This window comes from Endoryza foliicola (genome assembly GCF_050589245.1).
Classification (GTDB): Bacteria; Bacteroidota; Bacteroidia; order Chitinophagales; family Chitinophagaceae; genus Endoryza; species Endoryza foliicola.
The window spans coordinates 52,157-72,843 of record NZ_JBOBEW010000005.1; the positions used below are offsets into that span (position 1 = coordinate 52,157).

14 protein-coding genes are annotated in these 20,687 nt (G+C 40.6%); 10 read left to right on the forward strand and 4 right to left on the reverse strand.

What is annotated here, in order from left to right; genetic code table 11:
- The first annotated feature begins 12 nt into the window (after positions 1–12).
- From ACQ2HE_RS12515 to ACQ2HE_RS12525, 3 genes are all read left to right on the forward strand, one after another.
- On the forward strand, positions 13–1,287 hold the full coding sequence (locus ACQ2HE_RS12515) for a glucose-1-phosphate adenylyltransferase (RefSeq protein WP_430896435.1): 1,275 nt from the start codon (positions 13–15) through the stop codon (positions 1,285–1,287).
- Positions 1,288–1,429: 142 nt separating this feature from the next.
- Complete coding sequence (locus ACQ2HE_RS12520; protein ID WP_430896433.1) at positions 1,430–2,800, forward strand: MFS transporter; 1,371 nt, start codon at positions 1,430–1,432, stop codon at positions 2,798–2,800.
- Between the two features lies 1 nt (position 2,801).
- Positions 2,802–4,685, forward strand: coding sequence for an alpha-amylase family glycosyl hydrolase (locus tag ACQ2HE_RS12525; RefSeq protein ID WP_430896431.1), 1,884 nt, complete (start codon positions 2,802–2,804; stop codon positions 4,683–4,685).
- A 46-nt stretch (positions 4,686–4,731) separates the two neighbouring features.
- On the opposite strand, the gene ACQ2HE_RS12530 is transcribed toward ACQ2HE_RS12525, so the two are convergent.
- Complete coding sequence (locus ACQ2HE_RS12530) at positions 4,732–5,466, reverse strand: GLPGLI family protein (protein ID WP_430896429.1); 735 nt, start codon at positions 5,464–5,466, stop codon at positions 4,732–4,734.
- Positions 5,467–5,477: 11 nt separating this feature from the next.
- On the reverse strand, positions 5,478–8,255 hold the full coding sequence (locus ACQ2HE_RS12535; protein WP_430896427.1) for an outer membrane beta-barrel family protein: 2,778 nt from the start codon (positions 8,253–8,255) through the stop codon (positions 5,478–5,480).
- Positions 8,256–8,392: 137 nt separating this feature from the next.
- On the opposite strand from ACQ2HE_RS12535, the gene glgB reads away from it, so the two are divergent.
- Complete coding sequence (gene glgB / locus ACQ2HE_RS12540) at positions 8,393–10,441, forward strand: 1,4-alpha-glucan branching protein GlgB (protein WP_430896425.1); 2,049 nt, start codon at positions 8,393–8,395, stop codon at positions 10,439–10,441.
- Positions 10,442–10,467: 26 nt separating this feature from the next.
- Positions 10,468–11,499: a tetratricopeptide repeat protein gene (locus ACQ2HE_RS12545; RefSeq protein ID WP_430896423.1), complete on the forward strand. Its 1,032-nt coding sequence runs from the start codon at positions 10,468–10,470 to the stop codon at positions 11,497–11,499.
- Between the two features lie 39 nt (positions 11,500–11,538).
- Here the strand turns inward: ACQ2HE_RS12545 and argS are convergent, their stop codons facing one another.
- Positions 11,539–13,314: an arginine--tRNA ligase gene (gene argS, locus ACQ2HE_RS12550; RefSeq protein WP_430896422.1), complete on the reverse strand. Its 1,776-nt coding sequence runs from the start codon at positions 13,312–13,314 to the stop codon at positions 11,539–11,541.
- Between the two features lie 234 nt (positions 13,315–13,548).
- On the opposite strand from argS, the gene ACQ2HE_RS12555 reads away from it, so the two are divergent.
- The 4 genes from ACQ2HE_RS12555 to ACQ2HE_RS12570 all read left to right on the forward strand — a co-directional run bounded on the left by ACQ2HE_RS12555 (position 13,549) and on the right by ACQ2HE_RS12570 (position 18,115).
- Positions 13,549–14,028, forward strand: coding sequence for a GtrA family protein (locus ACQ2HE_RS12555; RefSeq protein ID WP_430896420.1), 480 nt, complete (start codon positions 13,549–13,551; stop codon positions 14,026–14,028).
- A gap of 86 nt (positions 14,029–14,114) precedes the next feature.
- Positions 14,115–15,443: an amidohydrolase family protein gene (locus ACQ2HE_RS12560; protein WP_430896418.1), complete on the forward strand. Its 1,329-nt coding sequence runs from the start codon at positions 14,115–14,117 to the stop codon at positions 15,441–15,443.
- 125 nt (positions 15,444–15,568) lie between these two features.
- Positions 15,569–17,467, forward strand: coding sequence for a molecular chaperone DnaK (dnaK, locus tag ACQ2HE_RS12565; protein WP_430896416.1), 1,899 nt, complete (start codon positions 15,569–15,571; stop codon positions 17,465–17,467).
- A 435-nt stretch (positions 17,468–17,902) separates the two neighbouring features.
- The gene (locus tag ACQ2HE_RS12570; protein WP_430896414.1) at positions 17,903–18,115 is read left to right on the forward strand and encodes a hypothetical protein; all 213 of its coding nucleotides are present in this window, start codon (positions 17,903–17,905) and stop codon (positions 18,113–18,115) included.
- A gap of 100 nt (positions 18,116–18,215) precedes the next feature.
- Here the strand turns inward: ACQ2HE_RS12570 and ACQ2HE_RS12575 are convergent, their stop codons facing one another.
- On the reverse strand, positions 18,216–19,478 hold the full coding sequence (locus ACQ2HE_RS12575) for an aspartate kinase (protein ID WP_430896412.1): 1,263 nt from the start codon (positions 19,476–19,478) through the stop codon (positions 18,216–18,218).
- A 136-nt stretch (positions 19,479–19,614) separates the two neighbouring features.
- Here ACQ2HE_RS12575 and fbp point away from each other — a divergent pair, with 136 nt between their 5' ends.
- Positions 19,615–20,634: a class 1 fructose-bisphosphatase gene (gene fbp, locus ACQ2HE_RS12580; protein ID WP_430896410.1), complete on the forward strand. Its 1,020-nt coding sequence runs from the start codon at positions 19,615–19,617 to the stop codon at positions 20,632–20,634.
- Positions 20,635–20,687 lie beyond the last annotated feature (53 nt).

Genomic DNA, 20,687 nt, shown 5'->3' on the forward strand with positions numbered 1-20,687 from the left:
ATTAACTCATATATGAGCAGTAACATTGTAGCCGTAATCTTAGGTGGAGGAGCAGGTTCTCGATTATATCCCCTTACAGCTAGTCGTTCGAAACCAGCTGTTCCCATTGCAGGGAAATACCGATTGGTAGACATTCCGATCTCAAACTGTTTGAATGCTAACATCGCTCGCATGTTCGTGCTAACGCAGTTCAACTCAGCTTCGCTCAATCGTCATATCAAGAATACCTATCACTTCAGTGCCTTTAGTAGCGCTTTCGTTGATATCCTTGCTGCAGAGCAAACACCCGATAACCCTACTTGGTTCCAAGGTACTGCCGACGCGGTTCGTCAAAGCTTAAGGCACATCGTTGCCTTTCCAAGTGAATATGTATTGATCCTTTCAGGTGACCAATTGTACCAGATGGATTTCCGTGAAATGCTGCAAAATCACATCGACCGGAAAGCCGATATTTCCATCGCTACCATCCCGGTTGCAGCTCGCGAAGCTTCTGAATTTGGTATCATGAAGAAAAATGATGAAGGGGTGATTACGTCTTTCATCGAAAAACCTAAAAAAGATGTGCTGGCCGATTGGGTAAGCGATACCGGTAAAGAAATGCAAAAGATGGGTAGAGATTACCTGGCTTCTATGGGTATCTATATCTTCAATAGACAATTGTTGTTTGATCTTTTGAACGACGAATGTAAAGATGCAACCGACTTTGGAAAAGAAATCATCCCTCAATCAATCGATCGATACAAAGTTGCCTCCTATCAATATGAAGGATATTGGACTGATATCGGAAACATCTACTCCTTCTTTGAAGCCAACTTGGGACTAACTCAAGATATTCCGGATTTCAATTTATTCGACAATACCAAGGCTATTTACACGCGTGCGCGCATGCTTCCTCCTGCGAAGATCAGTGGCACAACCCTCGAAAAAACAATCATTGCGGAAGGTTGTATCATCAACGCTTCAAGATTGGAAAACAGTGTAATTGGTATTCGAACCAGAATAGGATACGGAACTACCATTGTAAGCAGTTATGTTATGGGTAGCGATTATTATGAAACCCTTACAGAAATGGAATACAATATGGCAAAGGGTACACCTAAACTGGGTATTGGCGAACGCAGTTATATCAAAAATGCTATTGTAGATAAGAACTGTAGAATTGGTGACGATGTTCGCATCAACGGCGGTTCTCACCTTGAGAATTCGGATCATGCCTTGTACACAGTGAAAGACGGAATTGTAGTAATTAAGAAAGGTGCCGTAATTCCAAATGGGTTTGTAATATAAGTTTAAGAGTTATTTGTTTTAGTCAGGTTTCGGTTCAACAAAATCGTATCCTTCTACTACAAATAACTTTTTTAGTATATTTTTCAAATAGTGTATAAATTACACATTAGGAGCGTGCAGCTCTCACATTAAAACGATTGCTATGGCCTTAAGTTCAGCTACCGGCGGCTCAAGTTTGAAGCCCAAGCCGAGAATGTCCCTCGCTCAAATATTCTACATGAGCTTTGGGTTCTTAGGAATTCAATTTGGATTTGCACTCCAGAATTCCAACGCTAGTGGTATCCTTCGAAATTATGGAGCCGATGTAGAGAGCCTATCTTGGTTTTGGCTGGCAGCACCGGTTGTTGGGCTAATTGTTCAGCCCATTGTAGGTCATTACAGCGATCGAACTTGGAATAGATTGGGTAGGCGCAAACCTTATTTTCTTGCAGGTGCAATCTTATCATCTTCGGCCCTTACGCTCATGCCGAATGCAAATATTCTAGGTAGTTTGGCACCGCTTGTGATCATTGGCGCCAGTTTCTTAATGATTATGGATGCCTGTTTCAATTTGGCGATGGAGCCTTTCCGAGCTTTGGTAGCCGACAACCTTCCTGATGAGCAAAGAACAGCCGGATTCTCTATTCAAACGTTTTTAATTGGAGTAGGTGCCGTTATTGGTTCTTGGTTGCCCGCTATTCTTGCAAAAGCAGGTGTTGCCTCGAACGCCAGTGAAGGGGTTGTGGGAAACAATGTGAAATATGCATTCTATATAGGAGCGGCCGTTTTTATCGTATCTATATTGATCACCGTATTTACAACCAAGGAGTTTAATCCGGAAGAATACAGGTCTTATCATGGTGGCGAATCGGATCACAAAGAAGGTTTGGGAAGCATTTTTACCGATTTACGAAAAATGCCAAAAACCATGCGCCAATTAGGACTCGTGCAATTTTTCTCATGGTTTGCCTTGTTTGGAATGTGGGTGTTTACTACCGACACAATTTCAACTCATATATTTCACTTGCCCATCAGCGATAGAAGTTCTCAATTGTACCGAGATGCAGGAGCCTGGACGGGTGTAATTTTCGGCGTTTACAATGGGGTCTCAGCTTTGTATGCCTTGGCCCTTCCCAAAATTGCCTCCGCTATTGGAAGAAAGCAAACACATGCGCTTTCACTTTTAATCGGTGGTATTGGTTTGATATCCATTTATTTTGCTCCCAACAAAGAGTTTCTCATCTTCTCTATGGCTTGTGTAGGAATTGCATGGGCTTCTATTTTGGCAATGCCTTATGTGATATTGTCCGGTTCAATTCCTGCCGGTAAAATGGGGGTTTACATGGGAATCTTTAACTTCTTTATTACGTTACCTCAAATATTGAATGGAATTGTTGGTGGGCCGATGGTAAAACATGTGTACAATGAACAACCCGTTTATGCAATTGTAATGGCCGGCGTATTCATGTTGTGCGCAGCAGTGAGTGTTGTGTATGTATATGATCCGGCTGCTATAAAAATTAAAAAGGATTAAAATGAAGAATTTTTGCTTTTTAGCTACCATGCTTCTTGCATCAATAAACTTATTGGCTCAAGACAACCTTACGGTGTATCCAACCAATTGGTGGACCGGTATGAAACACAAAAACCTTACACTACTAGTTAAAAGCACTGAGGCGATCGGGTCCCCAAAACTTGCAGCAAGCGTAAATAAAAAAGGCATCTCCATAAAAGAAGTACGCTCTATGGAGAACAACCACTATGTGAAAATCAATATCGCCATTGATTCCAATGCTACGCCGGGCTTGTATACCATCCGATTTGGTGGAATAGTTGGAAATACTTGGAAATCTTTTCAGTTCGAATTGAAGAAGAAAAGTACCGATGATGGCAAATCGCGGGTAAGAGGAGTAACTAGTGAAGACTTTACCTACCTCTTAATGCCCGATCGGTTTGCAAACGGTGATCCTTCCAACGATGCTTTCGACGACATGCGTGATAAAACAAGTGATCGCGCAAATAAATTCGCACGCCACGGAGGCGATTTAAAAGGGGTACAAGACCACCTTGAATATTTCAAAGACCTTGGTATTACCACGCTATGGTTTACACCTGTTTTTGACAACGACATGCCGAAAATGAAAGAGAACAATACCGATATGGCAGGATACCATGGTTATTGGTTCACTGATCATTATAAAGTAGACAAGCGATTCGGCGGCAACGAAGGGTATAAAACCTTGGTAAATGCGGCCCATCAAAAAGGATTGAAGATTATTCAAGATGCGATCTATAATCACGTAGGATTGTATCACTGGATTTATCAAGATGCTCCTGCAAAAGATTGGATCAATGAATGGCCAAGTTTTACCGGGCCTAATCATAGAGAAGAGACCATGTTTGATCCATATGGATCAAAGTTTGATAAAAATAATATGGTAAAGGGATGGTTTGTTCCACATCTTCCTGACCTAAACCTAGCAAATCCGGATCTGTCCACTTTTTTGGTACAACATGCTATTTGGAGTGTTGAAGAATTCGGAATTGACGGATACCGTATCGATACCTATAAATATTGCGATGAGAAATTTGTGAATCGCGTAAATGAAGAATTAAAAACGGAGTTTCCTCAGCTTACAACTTTCGTAGAAGCCTGGGTAAATACAGTTGTAGGGAATGCATATTTCGTTCAAAACAATTTCAATATTCCCTTTAAACACAATGCACCCGGTGCCATTGATTTTTCTCTCTGTTTTGCCATGCAAGCCGGTATGAACCAACCGGCCGGATGGACGGAAGGCGTTAATCGCGTTTATATGACCCTGTCGCAGGATTTAGTGTACAAGAATCCACTCAATAATTGCATCTTCCTCGACAATCATGATATGGACCGCGTGTATTCTGTGATTGGCGAAGATTGGAATAAAATGAAATGGGGTTTGAATTGGCTTTTAACCATGCGGGGAATTCCACAAATATTTTATGGTACTGAATTACTCATGAAGAATTTCAAAAATCCAACAGATGCAGAAGTTCGGTACGATTTCCCGGGTGGATGGAAGGAAGATGCGGTAAACAAGTTCACTGCCGCTGGTAGAAATGAGAAGGAAAATGCAGCCTATAATTACATTAGTAAGCTGGCACATTTCCGCCAAAGCAGCTCAGCCCTTAAAACTGGAAAAACCATCCAGTTCATTGTACGAGACGGGGTGTATGTTTACTTCCGTTACGATGCAAAAGAAACGGTTATGGTGGTTACCAATACCGGCTCGAAAGAATTTACTCCTGATTGGGCGATGTATGCTGAAGTGGCTGCAGGTTTTACAAAAGCCTGGAATGTACAAACAGAAACTACCACTACACTTACTGATTTAAAAATCCAACCAGGTGACTCGCAAGTTTTAAAACTAATAAAATAGCGTAAACAAAAAAGCCCATCAAGTGGGCTTTTTTGTATTTTGATACTTACAAGTTGCAGAGCCAGATGTTGCGCTCGCCCCATTTACCCCAATCTTTTAAGCTTTCCTTTAATTTGTCGCGCATTCCAACAGCCGTTGTTTTCTTTCCTTTCGTAGGTGGTAAGAATTCCTTGTTAGGGATCTCAGCCAATTCTAGTTTGGTAGCGAAATAGGTATAACCAATACGAGGAATGGCGATACCTAAAATCATACCCGGCAGCCCATTAAAGCCTTCCGGACCGCCCTGGCAAAGAATTTCATCGGTATAATACGCGAAAATAAACACCGAATCATTGATAATGGTTGTGGCTTTTCTGCAGAGAAAACCCGCAATTTTTCTTGTGTCAGAAGTCAGTTTCCATTCAAAGTTTTTGATACTGTCTTGAATGAGGTATTGCGTTTCGAATACTTGTTTCTGACTGGCAGTGGTATGATTGGTGTAATTTGAATACACTACGTTTTCTGAGGCCGGTGCGGAGCCAAAGAATCCATTTTTAGGTGCATCCACTTCACGCCCCGGTTTGTAAACCGAAGCAGTATCGTTGAAATAGAAATTGAAATACGTGATGCCGAATTGTGGAATCTGTTTTTTTAATTCCTGCACCCAGGAATCATCTTCTCCCTCGAATTGCTTGTGATTATTGATTTTCCTTTCAAACTCAATTTTTCCTTTCGCAATGAACTGTTGAGCTTCTGATTGAATTGCAGCACAAAGTGCAATTAATATGATTAGTTTTTTCATTGTTGTAATCTTTATTTTTCGGTTTTCTTGGCGGCGGCACTGTGATTAAAGTTCCATGTAAAGGAAAGCAACCACAGTCTTTGCAATTGCTGATAACCTCTTTCAGTGATTGTGTTTGAATTGATGCTACGATCGTATCCAATGTTTTGATTGAAAATATCGCGCATTTCAAACTTGACCAAGCCGGTTTCTCCTTTGAATACTTTTTTACCAACATAGCCTCTCATGAGGAATATGTTCCGATTGGTGTTAAACAATGCTGTTTTCTGACGAATGGTGAAATCGATGTTTGCGTTTAGCTCAAACTTCTTGGGTAATTGAAGGGTAGCAGACCCATCTATTGATGTTGACCAGAAATTGTTTTTCACAGTCGACAAACTTGAAGTGGAGCTATTGTAGTTCTGTCGAACAGATAGATTCATGTCGAATTTCTTGTCCTTATGGTAATTTGTTCCAACACCCAATCCGGTACTATTGTAAACATTGCTGTTGATTGCGTTGTTTACAATAGTCTTATTTCGGCTACCATTTAATTGTAAATCAAAGTTGATATTGAAATCCGTTTTTTTGATCTTGAATCCATAACTACTGTATAAGTTATAATAGTAGTTGCCATTGATATTTATGGCTTGGCTGGTACGTTTACCGGTTGCATCGAGGTCGTCCTTAGTTGAAAATGCATTGTCTGTAAAATTGAAATTCGCGAACAACCAAATACCTCTATTATTAAGAACCTTGAAATCACTGAAATTAAAGGAGAAGCTGTGAGTGAACGACTGCTTCAGATTTGGGTTCCCTTTTCGAACCAAGAAGGGATCGGTGTTGTCTAAGATCGGTTGTATTTGATCAATTGAGGGCTGTCGAGTACTTCCGCTGTAATTCATTCCGAATCGTTGCATGGGCTTAAAGTTCAAGTTGATGCCTGCTCTCGGAAAGAAATTGGTAAAATTATAGCGATACAAAGTATCTTTTACCAAATCAGCTTGTTTGAATCGGGCGTTGGAAACTGATCCTCCAAAGGAGAAATTCACTTTCTTGTAATTGAATTTCAAGTTCGATCCTGCTGCTTGCGTAAGGATATCGTATTGGAAATGGCTCGACAGGGAGTCAATATAATCTTCGTACTTGCCGTTGATTTTTTCATTGGTGATGCGCTCAGAATTACTATTGTTGACCCCGATCGAATAACTCAACTCTAAAAAGATTTTTTTTGCCAATGGTTCGGTATAAACCAGTTTGGAATTGAAGTTGGTTTTTTTACTATTATTTATTTTCTCTTGATCAATACTGTCTTTAATTGAAGTATTGTTGAAGTAGATAAAGTTGGCAGAATTGAGGAATCCATCACTGCTTGTATTGGTGTACTTAAAGTCATTGTTCCAAGAAATGGTTCGTCCTTTTTTCTTGAATCTTTTTTTATAGAGTAGGGTGGAATTGAACAATTGCTCTTCTCCCTTGCTGGTAGTTGTTCTATAACTCTGGTTAACTGGGTTCAGCTCCTCGGAAAGAGACTCACTATAGATATAACTTTTTTTCTGGCTTTGTCCGGCCGCTCCTTTGGCAGTGAATTTCAACGATGAAGTAGAATCAATTTGATATTCATAGGTTAAATTCATACTGTTTTGAAAACGAGTACTGAAATTGTTCCCATTATCATTCTTATAGTAGGAAGTATCTTTCAATAAAAATTGAGAGCGTGTAAATCCGGAACCGCTGGTGTTCAGTTTATTGAATCGAAAACTACTGTTGAATTTTAGTTTATCTCCATTCCATTTGTTATTGTAGTGCATGCCGGCACTCCAAGAGGTTGGTAAGCCTTCGCCGTAGTAGCTACCGCCACCTCCACCAAAATCATCACCTTCCGAAAAAATCATGACCATTCCGGCCTCAGCGTCAATTTCCATATTTGAATTATCGCCACCTCCAAAATTATTCTGATCTTCCCAGTTCAATCCCGTTTTACCGGTATTCGACATGATTCCAAAAGCAGCGAATTTTCGTTTCCCCTTGAATGCATTGATCATGCCTTCATTTGAGAACTTGTCTTTTAGACCTCCGGCAATGTTTACTTTCCCGAAATAGCCGTTCTTTTTATCTTCTTTTAATTGTAAGTTGATGGCTTTGGTTGATTGTCCATCGTCAATTCCCGTAAAAGTTGCTTGGTCACTCTTCTTATCAAAAACCTGTACTTTTTCTACCGCGTCGGCGCGAAGGTTTTTCGTAGCCATCGTAGGGTCGTCGCCGAAGAATTCTTCACCATCTACGTATACTTTGCCGATGTCTTCGCCTTGCGCTTTAATTTTTCCGTCTTTGTCTACTTGAACACCTGGAAGGCGTTTCAAAAGATCTTCAACCGATGCATTGGCGCCCACTTTGAAACTATCGGCAATAAATTCTGTGGTGTCTTTCTTAATTCGGATGGCTCCTAATTTCTGCCGAACCACAACTTCTTGTAAAAGTTGGCTGGCTGTGGTCATTGGAATTTTTGCGAGGTTCAGGTCTTCTGCCGCAGTCAAATTAATGACTTTATAGAAGTCGGCATAGGTAGGGTGGGTGATGAAAAGAATGTACTTACCCGGTTTTACGTTTGATAGTTCGAAACTGCCGTCTTGATTGGATCGGGTGAAACTTACAAATGTGGAGTCTTTTTCTTTTAGAAGACTGACGACCGATCGATACAGGTTCTTTTTTTCGGAAGTGTCGGAAAGAATGCCCTTAACTTTTGAGGTCTGGCTAAATAAGGGCATGGCTAGTGCAAGGCACAGCCATAACATTAATTGTTTTCTCATGGTGCTATTTGGTTATAAAAAGGTTTAGGCTAGCTGCTATACTTTTCGAAATTCTGTAAAAAGAATAACGTATATTTAAATGCCAACTTAATATTTCGTTAAACTGTTCACCTGTTTTGGGTTAAATCGATTGTTTTATGACGCAGCCTAAGAAAAAATCCACAACAAAATCTTCAACAAATAAAAAGAATGTTACCAACGGTAAGGAGGAAAATAGTATGAGCGGTGCAGCATCAAATCAAGGTAATTTGCCATATGAGGAACGTTTCTTTGTAGATACTACAAAGCCCGTATGGAATTATTCTCTATTCAGCGATGAAGATGTAGTGAATTTTCAAAATGGAACGCATTATCGGTTATACGAATTGTTTGGTTCAAAACAATTGACGGTTCTGGGTAGAAACGGTTATTATTTTGCTGTTTGGGCACCCAATGCAACCTTTATTTCGGTTATCGGAAATTTCAACGACTGGGATAATACCACTCACCCACTTTTTGTTCGACAAGACAGTTCGGGTATTTGGGAGGGGTTTATTCCGGATATGGGAAAAGGTGAAGTGTATAAATACCATATTCATGGGTTTAAGGGGAAGAAACAGGATAAGGGAGATCCTTTCGCAAATTTCTGGGAGAAAAGACCTTTAACAGCTTCCATAACATGGGATTTAAGTTATGAATGGAAAGATACCACTTGGATGGGCAAGCGAAAAAATCACAACTCTTTGGAAGCTCCATGGTCGGTATATGAAGTGCATTTAGCTAGTTGGATGCGACCCAATAAACACGATGAAGAAAGTTATAATACGTACGATCAATTCCGAGAGCACCTCGTTCCCTATGTAAAGGGAATGGGCTTTACGCATGTAGAACTGCTTCCAATAATGGAACATCCGTTCGACGGCTCTTGGGGCTATCAAGGAACAGGATATTTCGCACCAACTTCTCGTTATGGTGATCCGCAGCAATTTATGGAATTGGTGAATGCCTTTCACGAAGAAGGAATTGGAGTGATATTGGATTGGGTGCCGTCCCATTTCCCTTACGATGCCCATGGGTTATTCATGTTCGATGGAACTCACACCTATGAATATGCGGATATGAGAAAGGGATTTCACCCCGATTGGAATAGTTACATCTTCAATTATAAAAGGGGAGAAGTGAAATCTTTCCTGATTAGTAGCGCCCGTTATTGGTTCGATAAATATCATATTGATGGCATTCGAGTAGATGCGGTAAGCTCAATGTTAAAGCTCAATTACTCTCGTCAGTCCGGTCAATGGGAACCAAATGAGTTTGGTGGGGATGGTAATTTGGAGGCCATTGCTTTTATAAAGGATATGAATGAAATGGTGTTTCGCGATTTCCCCGATGTTCAAACCATAGCAGAAGAAGCAACCGACTGGCCGGGGGTTTCCAAGCCTACCTATGCCGGCGGACTGGGCTTTGGAATGAAATGGATGATGGGATGGATGCACGATACCCTAGACTATTTTAAACTAGATCCTCTTTACCGTAAGTTTCATCAGAATAAGTTTTCTTTTAGTATGATGTATTACTATGATGAAAATTTTATGCTTCCGCTAAGCCACGATGAAGTAGTTCATGGTAAAAGCCCGATGATCTATAAAATGCCGGGCGACGAATGGCAGAAATTTGCCAATCTCCGATTATTGTACAGTTATATGTTTTGTCACCCGGGAGGAAAGCTACTTTTCATGGGCGATGAATTTGGTTCCACTTCCGAATGGAATTACAAGTCGGAACTTCCTTGGGAACTCTTGCAGTTTGAACCACACCAGGGCCTAAAAGATTGTGTGCGCGATTTGAATAAGCTGCTCAGCTCAGAGCCGGCATTGCACGAAAACCAGTTTACGATATATGGATTTGAATGGGTAGACCTCAATCATCGGGATGATTCTGTGATCGTATTCCGAAGAAAAGCTAAAAAGTCTGATGATGATTTGTTAATTGTATTGAATATGACACCTTTGGCTCGGAGGGATTGGAAAGTGTATGCAAAAGACAAAAAACAATGGAAAGAGTTGTTTAACAGCGATTCACGAGACTATTGGGGAACCGGTGATACCTTTAATCCCGAAATTGAAACCAATTTGGTGGATAAAAATGAAAATATCTATGAAATAAACTTGCATTTACCACCGTTGGGAGCTATTATTCTGAAATAATTCCACTCCGTATCCAATATAGTTTTATGAAACCACTCGCTTTTTTGATGATGTGCAGCTTAGTTGCAAAAGGATTGTTTGCTCAAACAACCGATAGCGCTGTTTTTTATTACGACAAAGGGATGGAAGAAAAAGCAGCCAAGCGCTACAGAGAAGCGGAAAAAGCTTTTCAAAAAAGTTACGGTTTCAATACTGAAAAAGTAGAAACCCATATCGAATGGGGCAATGTGTTGTTGGAACAAAGAAGGTATCAAGAAGCCTATTACAAATTCAAGAAGGCCGACTCTCTTCAGTCAAATAACAACGTAGTATTAGAGCAAATCGCTCAACTTTCCTTCAATCTTAGAAAATACGAAGATGCCATTAAAGTTGCCAAACAATTGCAAGCAGCAAAATATGGCTCCGGATGGAACTGGCTCATCGCTCGCAGTCAATATGAATTGCAATTTTATGCTGAAGCCATTAAATATTGCGAGGCTGCTTTTAAAGAGACGGCTAACAACCCGGAAATTGTATACATAGCGGGGCGCAGCTTCATGGAAATGCACAATTATAAACGCGCAGCAGGCTGTTTCGATCAGGCTTTGGCTATGGATAGTTCCAATGCTACCTGGATGTATGAGGCGGGGCTTGCATGGTACGCCGTTCCCGACGATAAAAAAGCATTGTATTGGATCGAAAAAGCCGGGCAAAATGGGTACAAGAAAACCAACGATTATCTCGAAAATTTAGCAACAGCTTATCTCAATACCGGAAATTTAGAAAAAGGAGTTGAAATGCTTATTCAGGTATTAGAGCGTAGACCTTCCGATCCGGAATTACTTTACAGTATTGCAGAAGCCTACTATAAAGGCAAAAAATACGACTCCGCTATTGAATACTGGGATCGTATTTTAGAAGTCGATAAAAAGAACGCCAATGCATTGTACATGATTGGTATGTGCTATCAGAAAAAAGGCGATACCGCGAAAGGAAATCAACTCTGTGACAAAGCCATTGAAATGGATCCTTCTTTGCGAAAATTGAAAGAAGAAAAGAAATTGCCCAATGGCCTATAGGCTCCTAAAGCTAAAAACGATTCCCCTTCTACATAACGGTTACATGCGGTCTGGCACCGCAATTCCCAAAGCGTTCATGGCAGTTGAAATTACGTGAACACTAAAAGAACACAATTGCAATCTCAATTCTTTTTGCTCCGGTGTTTCAGCCGTTAAAACCCTGCATTCCGTAACAAAGGAGTTGAAACTCTGCGCCAATTTAAACACGTAATTGGAAATCACAGACGGGTTCATTTCTTTGCAGGCATCGGCAAGAATACTCGGATATTTCTCCAATTCAATGATTAATTGCTTTTCTTGTTTGTGCAGAGATGCAACGGTTATTTTCGAGAAACTAGGTTGCTCTTTTCTTAAAATTGATTTTGCCCTGGCATGACTGAATTGAATGAAAGGCCCTGTAAATCCATGGAAATCGATTGACTCCTCAGGATTGAAGATCATGCGCTTTTTCGGATCAACACGAAGCAAGAAGAATTTTAACGCACCCATACCAAGCGTGTGGTACAGTTCTTTGCGTTCTTCTTCTGTGAAATCGTTTACCTTGCCCAATTCCTCAGTGAGCTTTGCTGCAATCGATTCCATTTCATCAACAATGTCATCGGCATCTACAACAGTACCCTCTCTGGTTTTCATTCTTCCCGTTGGAAGTTCCACCATGCCATAACTTAAATGGTATATGCCTTCAGCCCCTTTCAACCCTAATTTCTCACAAATCAATTTGAGTACTTTGAAGTGGTAGTTTTGCTCATCTCCAACAACATAAATGGAGATGTCTGAGCCAAATTCTTTTTGTTTGAGATCAGCGAGACCGATGTCTTGTGTAATGTATACAGCCGTTCCATCTTTTCTTTGAACAATCTTTTGATCCAAACCATCAGCAGTTAAATCAATCCAAACACTGCCGTCTTCTTTTTGAAAGAAAACACCTTTTTCCAATCCTTGCTGCACCATATCTTTTCCAAGCAGGTAAGTGTCGCTTTCATAGTATTGTTTGTCGAAATCACTGCCAATTCTTTTATAAGTAACCTTAAAGCCTGAATAAACCCAACTGTTCATTTTCTTCCACAATTCAATTACTTCAGGTTTACCGGCTTCCCAATCAACCAACATTTGTTGAGCAGCTAGTTGGATAGGAGCAGATTTTTCAGCTTCTTCTTTGCTCATGCCTTTTTCAACCAGAGCGGCTACTTCCTTTTTCAACTCTTCCCCAAACATCACATAGTAGTCACCAACCAAATGATCGCCTTTGATGCCTGTTGATTCGGGAGTTGCTCCGTTTCCAAATCGTTCCCAAGCGATCATGCTCTTGCAAATATGAATACCACGATCGTTTGAGATACAGGTTTTGGCAACTTCGTAACCGTTCATTTTATAGATCTGAGCAATGCTCCATCCGAGGAAATTGTTTCTCAAATGGCCCAAATGCAGCGGTTTGTTGGTGTTGGGGGAAGAATATTCAACCATTACTTTTTTTCCGGAAGCAGGAGCAGTACCAAACAGTTTATTGGCAGCTTCTTTTTCAACGAGGGATGTCCAGTAACTATCAGCAATGCTTAAGTTGAGAAAGCCTTTGATCACATTGTACGATTCGAAGAGGTCGGGTGTTGCTTTGGTAAGTGCGTCGCCTAGTTCTTGGCCCAATTGTTCAGGGGCCTTTTTCAATTGCTTTACAAAATTGAACAACACTACCGTATAGTCACCTTCGAATTCAGGTTTGGTTTCGTTCACAGCAATTTGAGCCTCCGGAATGGAAACTTGAAATTGATCATGAAGCACTTTACTAACGGCCGATTGAATACTAGCTACAATTCCCATAAATCCTATTTGAAGCGCAAAAGTAATACAATGTGGGGAGGGCTAAAAATCAAGAAGCTGCTCTTTTTAAGAACAGCTCCTTGTACAGTTTGGCTTAGGGGTTTAAACTTCGATCAAGTTCAACCTTTTTCTAATATTATCCAAAAAAAATTCCTTTCTTGACCTATGTCAAATGTTAATAACTTTTTGATTGAGAATTGACCTTTGAAAAAAAGCTATTTTCGCAAGGTTTTTATGAAAAAAGGTCGTTTTTTATCATTTGTAGATTTGTTTTATCCCATTTTTAAGCGTTTCATGCCCATTGAAACCTATTACTATGCAGTAATGGGTGGGCTAAATACCGTTATTGGTTTGTTGGTGTATGCGCTCTCTTATACCTTTATTTTCAAGGGGATAGACATCGATCTGGGCTTTTATGCTTTCAAGCCACACACAGCCGCTCTCTTCCTTTCTTTTTGTGTGAATCTTCCACTGGGCTTTCTTCTAAACAAATACCTTGTTTTTACTGGTTCTACTCTCAAAGGTCGCATTCAACTCTTCCGATACAGTGTTTTCTTCATCAGCTGCCTTTTTTTAAATTATGTGCTTCTAAAGGTTTGGATCGAAATGCTCCATATGAATGCCTTGCTGGCACAATTGATCACCACTTCTATTGTGGTTACGGTGAGCTATTTCTCCCAGAAATACATCACTTTCAAAAAGGACGCGAGCTAACCAATCATTAGTCATTAATTATTAATTAATAATTATTAATTAATAGGTCTTCTTTCTCTAACTTAATAGTCCAAAACTAACTTAACATGAGAAAGACCATTTTGGCAACGCTTCTGTTGCTGTTTTCCATTTCTTTGATCGCACAAAAAAAGAAAGCCCTTGTAGGAGGTACTTTAATCGATGGCTTCGGCGGAGAACCACTTAAAAACTCAGTCATCATTATTGAAGGCGAGAAGATTGTGAAAGTGGGGCAAGTAGGTTCAATTGAAATTCCAAAAGACGCTGAGATCATTTCAACGGAAGGGATGAGTGTATTACCCGGACTTTGGGATATGCACGTGCATCTTATGATTAATGGTCACTCTGACTATACTTATTGGGACAAAAAATACCCGCCTTTATTTCGCTCCGTAATTATGCCGGCCGGTGCAAAGCAACTCTTATTAGCAGGCGTTACCAGTGCTCGTGATTTGGGTGGCCCCCTAGAAGATGTAATTGGAATTCGTGATGATATCAATAGAGGAAAACTAGACGGACCTACTTTATATGTTAGCGGACCGTTCATTCAACACGCTCCTTACCCTGGTACCGAGCAATTTCGTTGGGGAGTGAATGGGGTAGAAGATGCTCGAGCAAAGGTTCAAACCTTGGCAAAAGCTGGTGTAGATTGTATAAAGTTGATCGACCAAGACCAAATGACCATGGAGGAAGTAATGGCTGTTGTAGATGAAGCACATAAGTGGAAACTGAAAGTAGTAGGCCATTCGCATCGACCTGAAGAAATTAGAAGAGGATTGAAAGCCGGGGTCGATAATTTTGAACATACAGGTTTGGCAACGGCTCCTGAATATCCGGAAGATATTATGAACATGATCAAAGAAAGAACCGGCAATTCCAATAACAAATTGTTCTGGACTCCCACCATTCAAGGGCTGTGGAATTACGATTATGTGCGCAACAATCAAGAACATTTGGATGACCCTTCTTGGAAAGTTGGGTTGCCCGATAGCATTGTAAAAGACATTCGTCAGTCAATTGCCAAACCCTCTCAATTGTCTTATAATCAATTAACGGCCTATCGCAAACCCACTCTTAGACGAAAATTCACTCAGCTAAAAGAAGCCGGCCTTATTTTAATGATTGGCACCGACTCAGGAATTCCTATGACCTTTCATAGTCAGAGCACTTGGAATGAATTGGACATCTGGGTAAGAGAATTAGGGGTGGATCCTATGTTGGCCATTCGGGCAGCAACCTATTGGCCGGCGGTTTTTCAGGGTGTAGACGATAAGGTTGGAACGGTGAGCGAAGGAAAATACGCCGACATCATTGCGGTAAAAGGCGATGTGCTCAGGTATATAGACCTATTACAGAAAGTTGACCTAGTAATTAAACATGGCAAAAAAGTCAAATAGTCATTAATAATCAAATAGTTACGAAAGATATGACAGTGGCAGTCTCTATAGACTGCCATTTTTGCGCATTTTCGGCAGCGGCACGAGGATTGATAATAGAGACCTGAACATTAAATTCATCAATCATGGGAAAGATAATAGGAATTGACTTAGGAACTACCAACAGTTGTGTGTCGGTGATGGAAGGGAATGAACCTGTGGTAATAGCCAACGATGAGGGTCGTCGTACCACGCCTTCCGTTGTAGCATTTTTGAAAAATGGCGAGCGTAAAGTAGGAGATCCTGCAAAACGTCAGGCCATTACTAACCCTCAAAATACCATCATGAGTGTAAAGCGTTTTATGGGACGCCGCTTTGATGAAGTAAGCGAGGAAATCAGCCATTGGAGCTATAAAGTAGCCAAAGGTGACAACAATACAGTAAGAATCGATATCGACGGTCGTTTGTATACCCCACAAGAAATCAGTGCCATGATCCTTCAGAAAATGAAGAAAACGGCTGAAGATTACTTGGGGCAAGAAGTAACAGAAGCGGTTATCACGGTTCCTGCTTATTTCAACGACGCTCAACGTCAAGCAACGAAAGAAGCCGGTGAAATTGCCGGATTAACTGTTCGTCGTATTGTAAACGAACCAACCGCAGCCGCTTTGGCTTATGGTTTGGATAAAGGAAAACACGATCAAAAAATTGCTGTATTCGATTTGGGTGGTGGTACTTTCGACGTATCAGTGCTGGAATTGGGTGATGGCGTGTTCGAAGTAAAAAGTACCAATGGTGATACACACTTAGGTGGTGACGACTTTGATAAAGTGATCATGGATTGGTTAGCAGAGGAATTTAAAAATGAGGAGAATGTAGATCTGCGCAAAGATCCTATGGCCTTACAACGTTTGAAGGAAGCTGCAGAGAAAGCAAAGATTGAATTGAGTTCTTCTTCAGAAACAGAAATCAACCTTCCTTATATCACAGCTATTGACGGAGTGCCTAAGCACTTGGTTAAAAAACTGTCTCGTGCGAAGTTTGAGCAACTAGCCGACAACTTATTCACGCGTTGTTTGAAGCCTTGTGAGCAAGCATTGAAAGATGCGGGCATGACTGCTTCTCAAATTGATGAAGTGATTTTAGTGGGTGGTTCAACTCGTATTCCAAAAGTTCAAGAGATCGTTGAGAAATTCTTCGGTAAAAAACCTAACAAAGGCGTAAACCCCGATGAAGTAGTTGCCATTGGTGCAGGTATTCAAGGTGCGGTATTGACCGGTGAAGTGAAAGATGTATTGTTGCTTGACGTAACACCTCTTTCTTTGGGTATTGAAACCATGGGTGGTGTTATGACTCGTTTGATCGATTCTAATACAACCATTCCTACTCGTAAATCTGAAGTGTTCTCAACTGCCAGCGACAATCAGCCCGGTGTACAAATTCATGTACTGCAAGGAGAACGTCCGATGGCCAATCAAAATAAGAGCTTAGGTATGTTCAATTTGGATGGAATTCCTCCTGCACCACGCGGGGTACCTCAAATTGAAGTAATCTTCGATATCGACGCCAACGGTATTTTGCATGTAACAGCTAAAGACAAAGGAACCGGTAAGGAGCAAAAAATTCGCATTGAAGCAGGTAGCGGCTTAAGTAAAGACGAGGTAGAACGCATGAAAGCAGAAGCTAAGGCCAACGAAGCTACCGATAAGGAAGCTAAAGAACGTGTTGAGAAAATCAACCAAGCCGATAGCTTGATCTTCCAAACAGAGAAACAATTGAAAGAGTACGGTGATAAGATCCCTGCTGAGAAAAAGGCTCCGATCGAAAACGCACTCAATAAATTGAAAGAAGCGCACAAATCACAGGACCTCGCTAGTATTGATACAGCTGTAGCTGAAATGAATGCTGCTTGGACAGCAGCCAGCGAAGAGTTGTACAAAGCTTCTCAAGCTGCCGGAGCTACTCCGGGTGCAGAAAGTGCACAAGCTAACGCAGGGGCCGGTGGTGAGAATGTAACCGATGCAGAATTCGAGGAAGTAAAATAAAAGTAAAAACTAGGATAAAGACGAAACGCCTTGCAGCAATGCAAGGCGTTTTTTATTTAATAGCTGATTAGATACTGGCGTGTTGGTATACGAAGAATTCTTTTCATAACGATAACAGTTATCCTAAACTAAAATGTCATTTACACGTGAATGTCCTCGGCTGTTCGAATTATTAATTATTAATTGTTAATTATTAATTGAATCAACTCTCTTCATAATCAACGTTTTGCATTCCTCTTAACAAAACTTTTAGTATTAAAGCTTGCATACGCGGATGAATCGTCGTATATTTGCGGCGTCATTAAGAGCAATTAACTGAAACGACCTGTTTATCTGCAGAAATTTCAAGCCATCGAATCTAACGATTCACACATTCTACTGATTGTTGCCTGATATTGCTCGAATAATTACGTGTTAAATTAAACTAGATAAAACATGAAAAGTGATGTCATGCCATCTCGCGTGCAGATGGAACCAGCAGTATTACAATCATTGCTGACAGAAGTAAAGGAAACTGTGGCCAGAGAGTTTTTTGAATCCAATTCAAATGCTTCAACTACTTTCAGAGCGGTAAACCTCTGGAAGGTGCAACGCAACTACAAATCGGCACAGGGTTATCACAGACGCAGAACTGCGTTGAATAACTAATGCTATTAAATAGTTTCCTTACCTTTTAAAACCCGCTCATGCGAGCGGGTTTTTTATTTTGAATCGTTGGAAATACGTTTGCCGAACTTGTGAATATAGATCAATGCATCAAAACTTGAATGGTAGTAGCACTTTGCTGTTTCAAAGAAATGCCTCTTCCTTTTGTAAGTGAAGGAACTACTGTTTCATCGTAATGACGAACCGTAAGAATGGTAAGTCCTTTTTCAATTTGAACATCAAATTGCTGATCAACAGCGAATGCTAATTTTTCAATTTTATCGGCCCTGTTGTCGAGCACCAATTCAATGCTTACAGCTCCTGTTTGAATAAGATTTGGTTTGATTCTAAGTTTGCTTAGCATCTGATACAATTCTGAAAGCAGGCTTTCTCCAACAAAAGAAAAGTCTTTTGATTTTAAATGAACCAATACTTGATCTTTCTTCAATACAATAATGGGAGGGAGGTTCTTAACCGATTTGTTGTGAATAATAGTGCCCGGTAAATTAGGATCGAGAAAGCATTTAACCAACAAAGGGATGCCTTTGTTTTGAAGCGGCTTAATTGTTTTTGGGTGAATTACCTGTGCGCCATAATAGGCCATCTCAATTACTTCTGCGTAGTTCAATTCACCAATGAACTGTGCTTCCGGAAATTCTTTCGGATCTGCATTCATCACACCTTCCACGTCTTTCCAAATAGTTTGTGATTCTGCATTCAACAAATTGGCAAATACAGCTGCGGTATAATCGCTTCCTTCTCTTCCAAGCGTTGTACTTTCATTTTCATCGGTGGCACCGATAAATCCTTGGGTTATTACCATGCCCCCCTCGTTTAAAATGGGAACTACCTCTAACTGTACTTGTTTCGAAGTATAGTGCCAATCAATGGCGGCTTCTCTAAAATTGTTATCGGTTCTGAAGATATCTCGAACATCAAGCCAAGTATTGGTAATGCCAATTTCGTTCAAGTAAGAACTGATGATGCTAGTTGACAATAGCTCGCCAATACAAACAATCTGATCGTAATAATAATCAAATTCACGAACAGGTTTATCGTGCAGCAACCATTCTACCTCAGTAAAGAAGTTCTTAAGGGCTGCCTCACCACTCACGGCATTCTTTACCAATAAATACTTTGCTGTGTTTAAATGCTGCTGCTTTACTTGTTCAAATAATTGAAGGGCTTCTTCTTTTCGCTCTTGAAAAAATGCTTCTGCCACTTTCTCCAGTGCATTGGTGGTTTTACCCATCGCCGAAATAACTATCAATAAAGGAGATCCCTGATGCGCTTTTACAATGGAAGCCATGTTTTGAATACGTTCTACACTGGTTACACTGGCTCCTCCGAATTTGAAAACTTTCATCTATTCCTAGGTCTTTTATGTTCCTGTAAAGTTCTCTAAAAAAAATGGTTTTCATTGATTTTGAACCGATTTCCCTTCCGGAACTTGATTTCTTAAACAAAAAACTTACATTTGTTAGTATCGAATCCTGTCAACCATGCTAGTAAACCGAAAAGTTCAAACCCTCGACGAGTTCACCATTCAGCAAATGCGCGATTTTCCCAATGCTACAGGGGAATTGGCCAACCTGCTGCGCGATATTGGCCTAGCCGCCAAACGAATCAATGTAGAAGTGAATAAAGCCGGTTTGGTAGACATACTAGGTGAGGCCGGACAAGTGAATGTTCAAGGCGAGGATGTAAAAAAGCTGGATATCTATTCCAATAATCAACTGATGGGAGTTTTGAAACATGGGATCAGTTGTGCAGGTATCGCCAGTGAAGAAATTGACGATTTTATTGCTTTTAATGACCCGGTTAGCAATCAATCGAAATACGTGTGTATGTTCGATCCCTTAGACGGCAGTGGAAACATCGATGTGAATGTTTCCATAGGAACCATTTTTGGCGTGTATCGAAGAGTTACACCTATTGGAACGCCGGTTACCAAAGAAGATTTTTTGCAACAAGGGAAAAAGCAAATTGCTGCCGGTTACATTGTATATGGATCTTCTACCATGCTAGTATATGCTACCCGAAGAGGTGTGAATGGATTTACCTTGGATCCCTCAATTGGTGAGTTTACCATGAGTCACCCCTCTATCCAGATTCCGGAATTTGGTCAAACCTACTCAGTGAATCACGGCAATTTCTTCAAATACCCAAAAGCTGTTCAACAGTATATTACGCATTGTCAGAAAAAAGAAGCATCTAACGGAGGACCTTATACGCAGCGTTATTTAGGATGTATGGTAGCCGATGTACACCGTTGCTTGATAAAGGGCGGTATTTTTATGTATCCCGGAACAACCAACAAGCCGGAAGGTAAATTGCGTTTGATGTACGAGTGCAATCCATTCGCCTTTATTGTGGAAGTAGCAGGCGGAACTGCCAGCAATGGAAAGGATCGAATCCTCGACATTGAACCCAATTCCTTGCATCAGCGTTCTCCTATTTTCATTGGAAGCAAGGGTATGATGGCAGAGCTCCACGAATTTATTAACAAAGGAGTGGAGTAGCTGGATCAGCTAAAATGTCGTAATTTTAGGGGGCAGGCCTAAACCCTGAGAGT

What these genes read in the sequence shown, in the direction of transcription:
- ACQ2HE_RS12535 (WP_430896427.1), bottom strand. Translation starts at nt 8,255, where the DNA reads ATGAGAAAACAATTAATGTTATGGCTGTGCCTTGCACTAGCCATGCCC.
- ACQ2HE_RS12515 (WP_430896435.1), top strand. Translation starts at nt 13, where the DNA reads ATGAGCAGTAACATTGTAGCCGTAATCTTAGGTGGAGGAGCAGGTTCT.
- dnaK (WP_430896416.1), top strand. Translation starts at nt 15,569, where the DNA reads ATGGGAAAGATAATAGGAATTGACTTAGGAACTACCAACAGTTGTGTG.
- ACQ2HE_RS12525 (WP_430896431.1), top strand. Translation starts at nt 2,802, where the DNA reads ATGAAGAATTTTTGCTTTTTAGCTACCATGCTTCTTGCATCAATAAAC.
- fbp (WP_430896410.1), top strand. Translation starts at nt 19,615, where the DNA reads ATGCTAGTAAACCGAAAAGTTCAAACCCTCGACGAGTTCACCATTCAG.
- ACQ2HE_RS12520 (WP_430896433.1), top strand. Translation starts at nt 1,430, where the DNA reads ATGGCCTTAAGTTCAGCTACCGGCGGCTCAAGTTTGAAGCCCAAGCCG.
- ACQ2HE_RS12560 (WP_430896418.1), top strand. Translation starts at nt 14,115, where the DNA reads ATGAGAAAGACCATTTTGGCAACGCTTCTGTTGCTGTTTTCCATTTCT.
- glgB (WP_430896425.1), top strand. Translation starts at nt 8,393, where the DNA reads ATGACGCAGCCTAAGAAAAAATCCACAACAAAATCTTCAACAAATAAA.
- ACQ2HE_RS12555 (WP_430896420.1), top strand. Translation starts at nt 13,549, where the DNA reads ATGAAAAAAGGTCGTTTTTTATCATTTGTAGATTTGTTTTATCCCATT.
- ACQ2HE_RS12530 (WP_430896429.1), bottom strand. Translation starts at nt 5,466, where the DNA reads ATGAAAAAACTAATCATATTAATTGCACTTTGTGCTGCAATTCAATCA.
- ACQ2HE_RS12570 (WP_430896414.1), top strand. Translation starts at nt 17,903, where the DNA reads ATGAAAAGTGATGTCATGCCATCTCGCGTGCAGATGGAACCAGCAGTA.
- argS (WP_430896422.1), bottom strand. Translation starts at nt 13,314, where the DNA reads ATGGGAATTGTAGCTAGTATTCAATCGGCCGTTAGTAAAGTGCTTCAT.
- ACQ2HE_RS12575 (WP_430896412.1), bottom strand. Translation starts at nt 19,478, where the DNA reads ATGAAAGTTTTCAAATTCGGAGGAGCCAGTGTAACCAGTGTAGAACGT.
- ACQ2HE_RS12545 (WP_430896423.1), top strand. Translation starts at nt 10,468, where the DNA reads ATGAAACCACTCGCTTTTTTGATGATGTGCAGCTTAGTTGCAAAAGGA.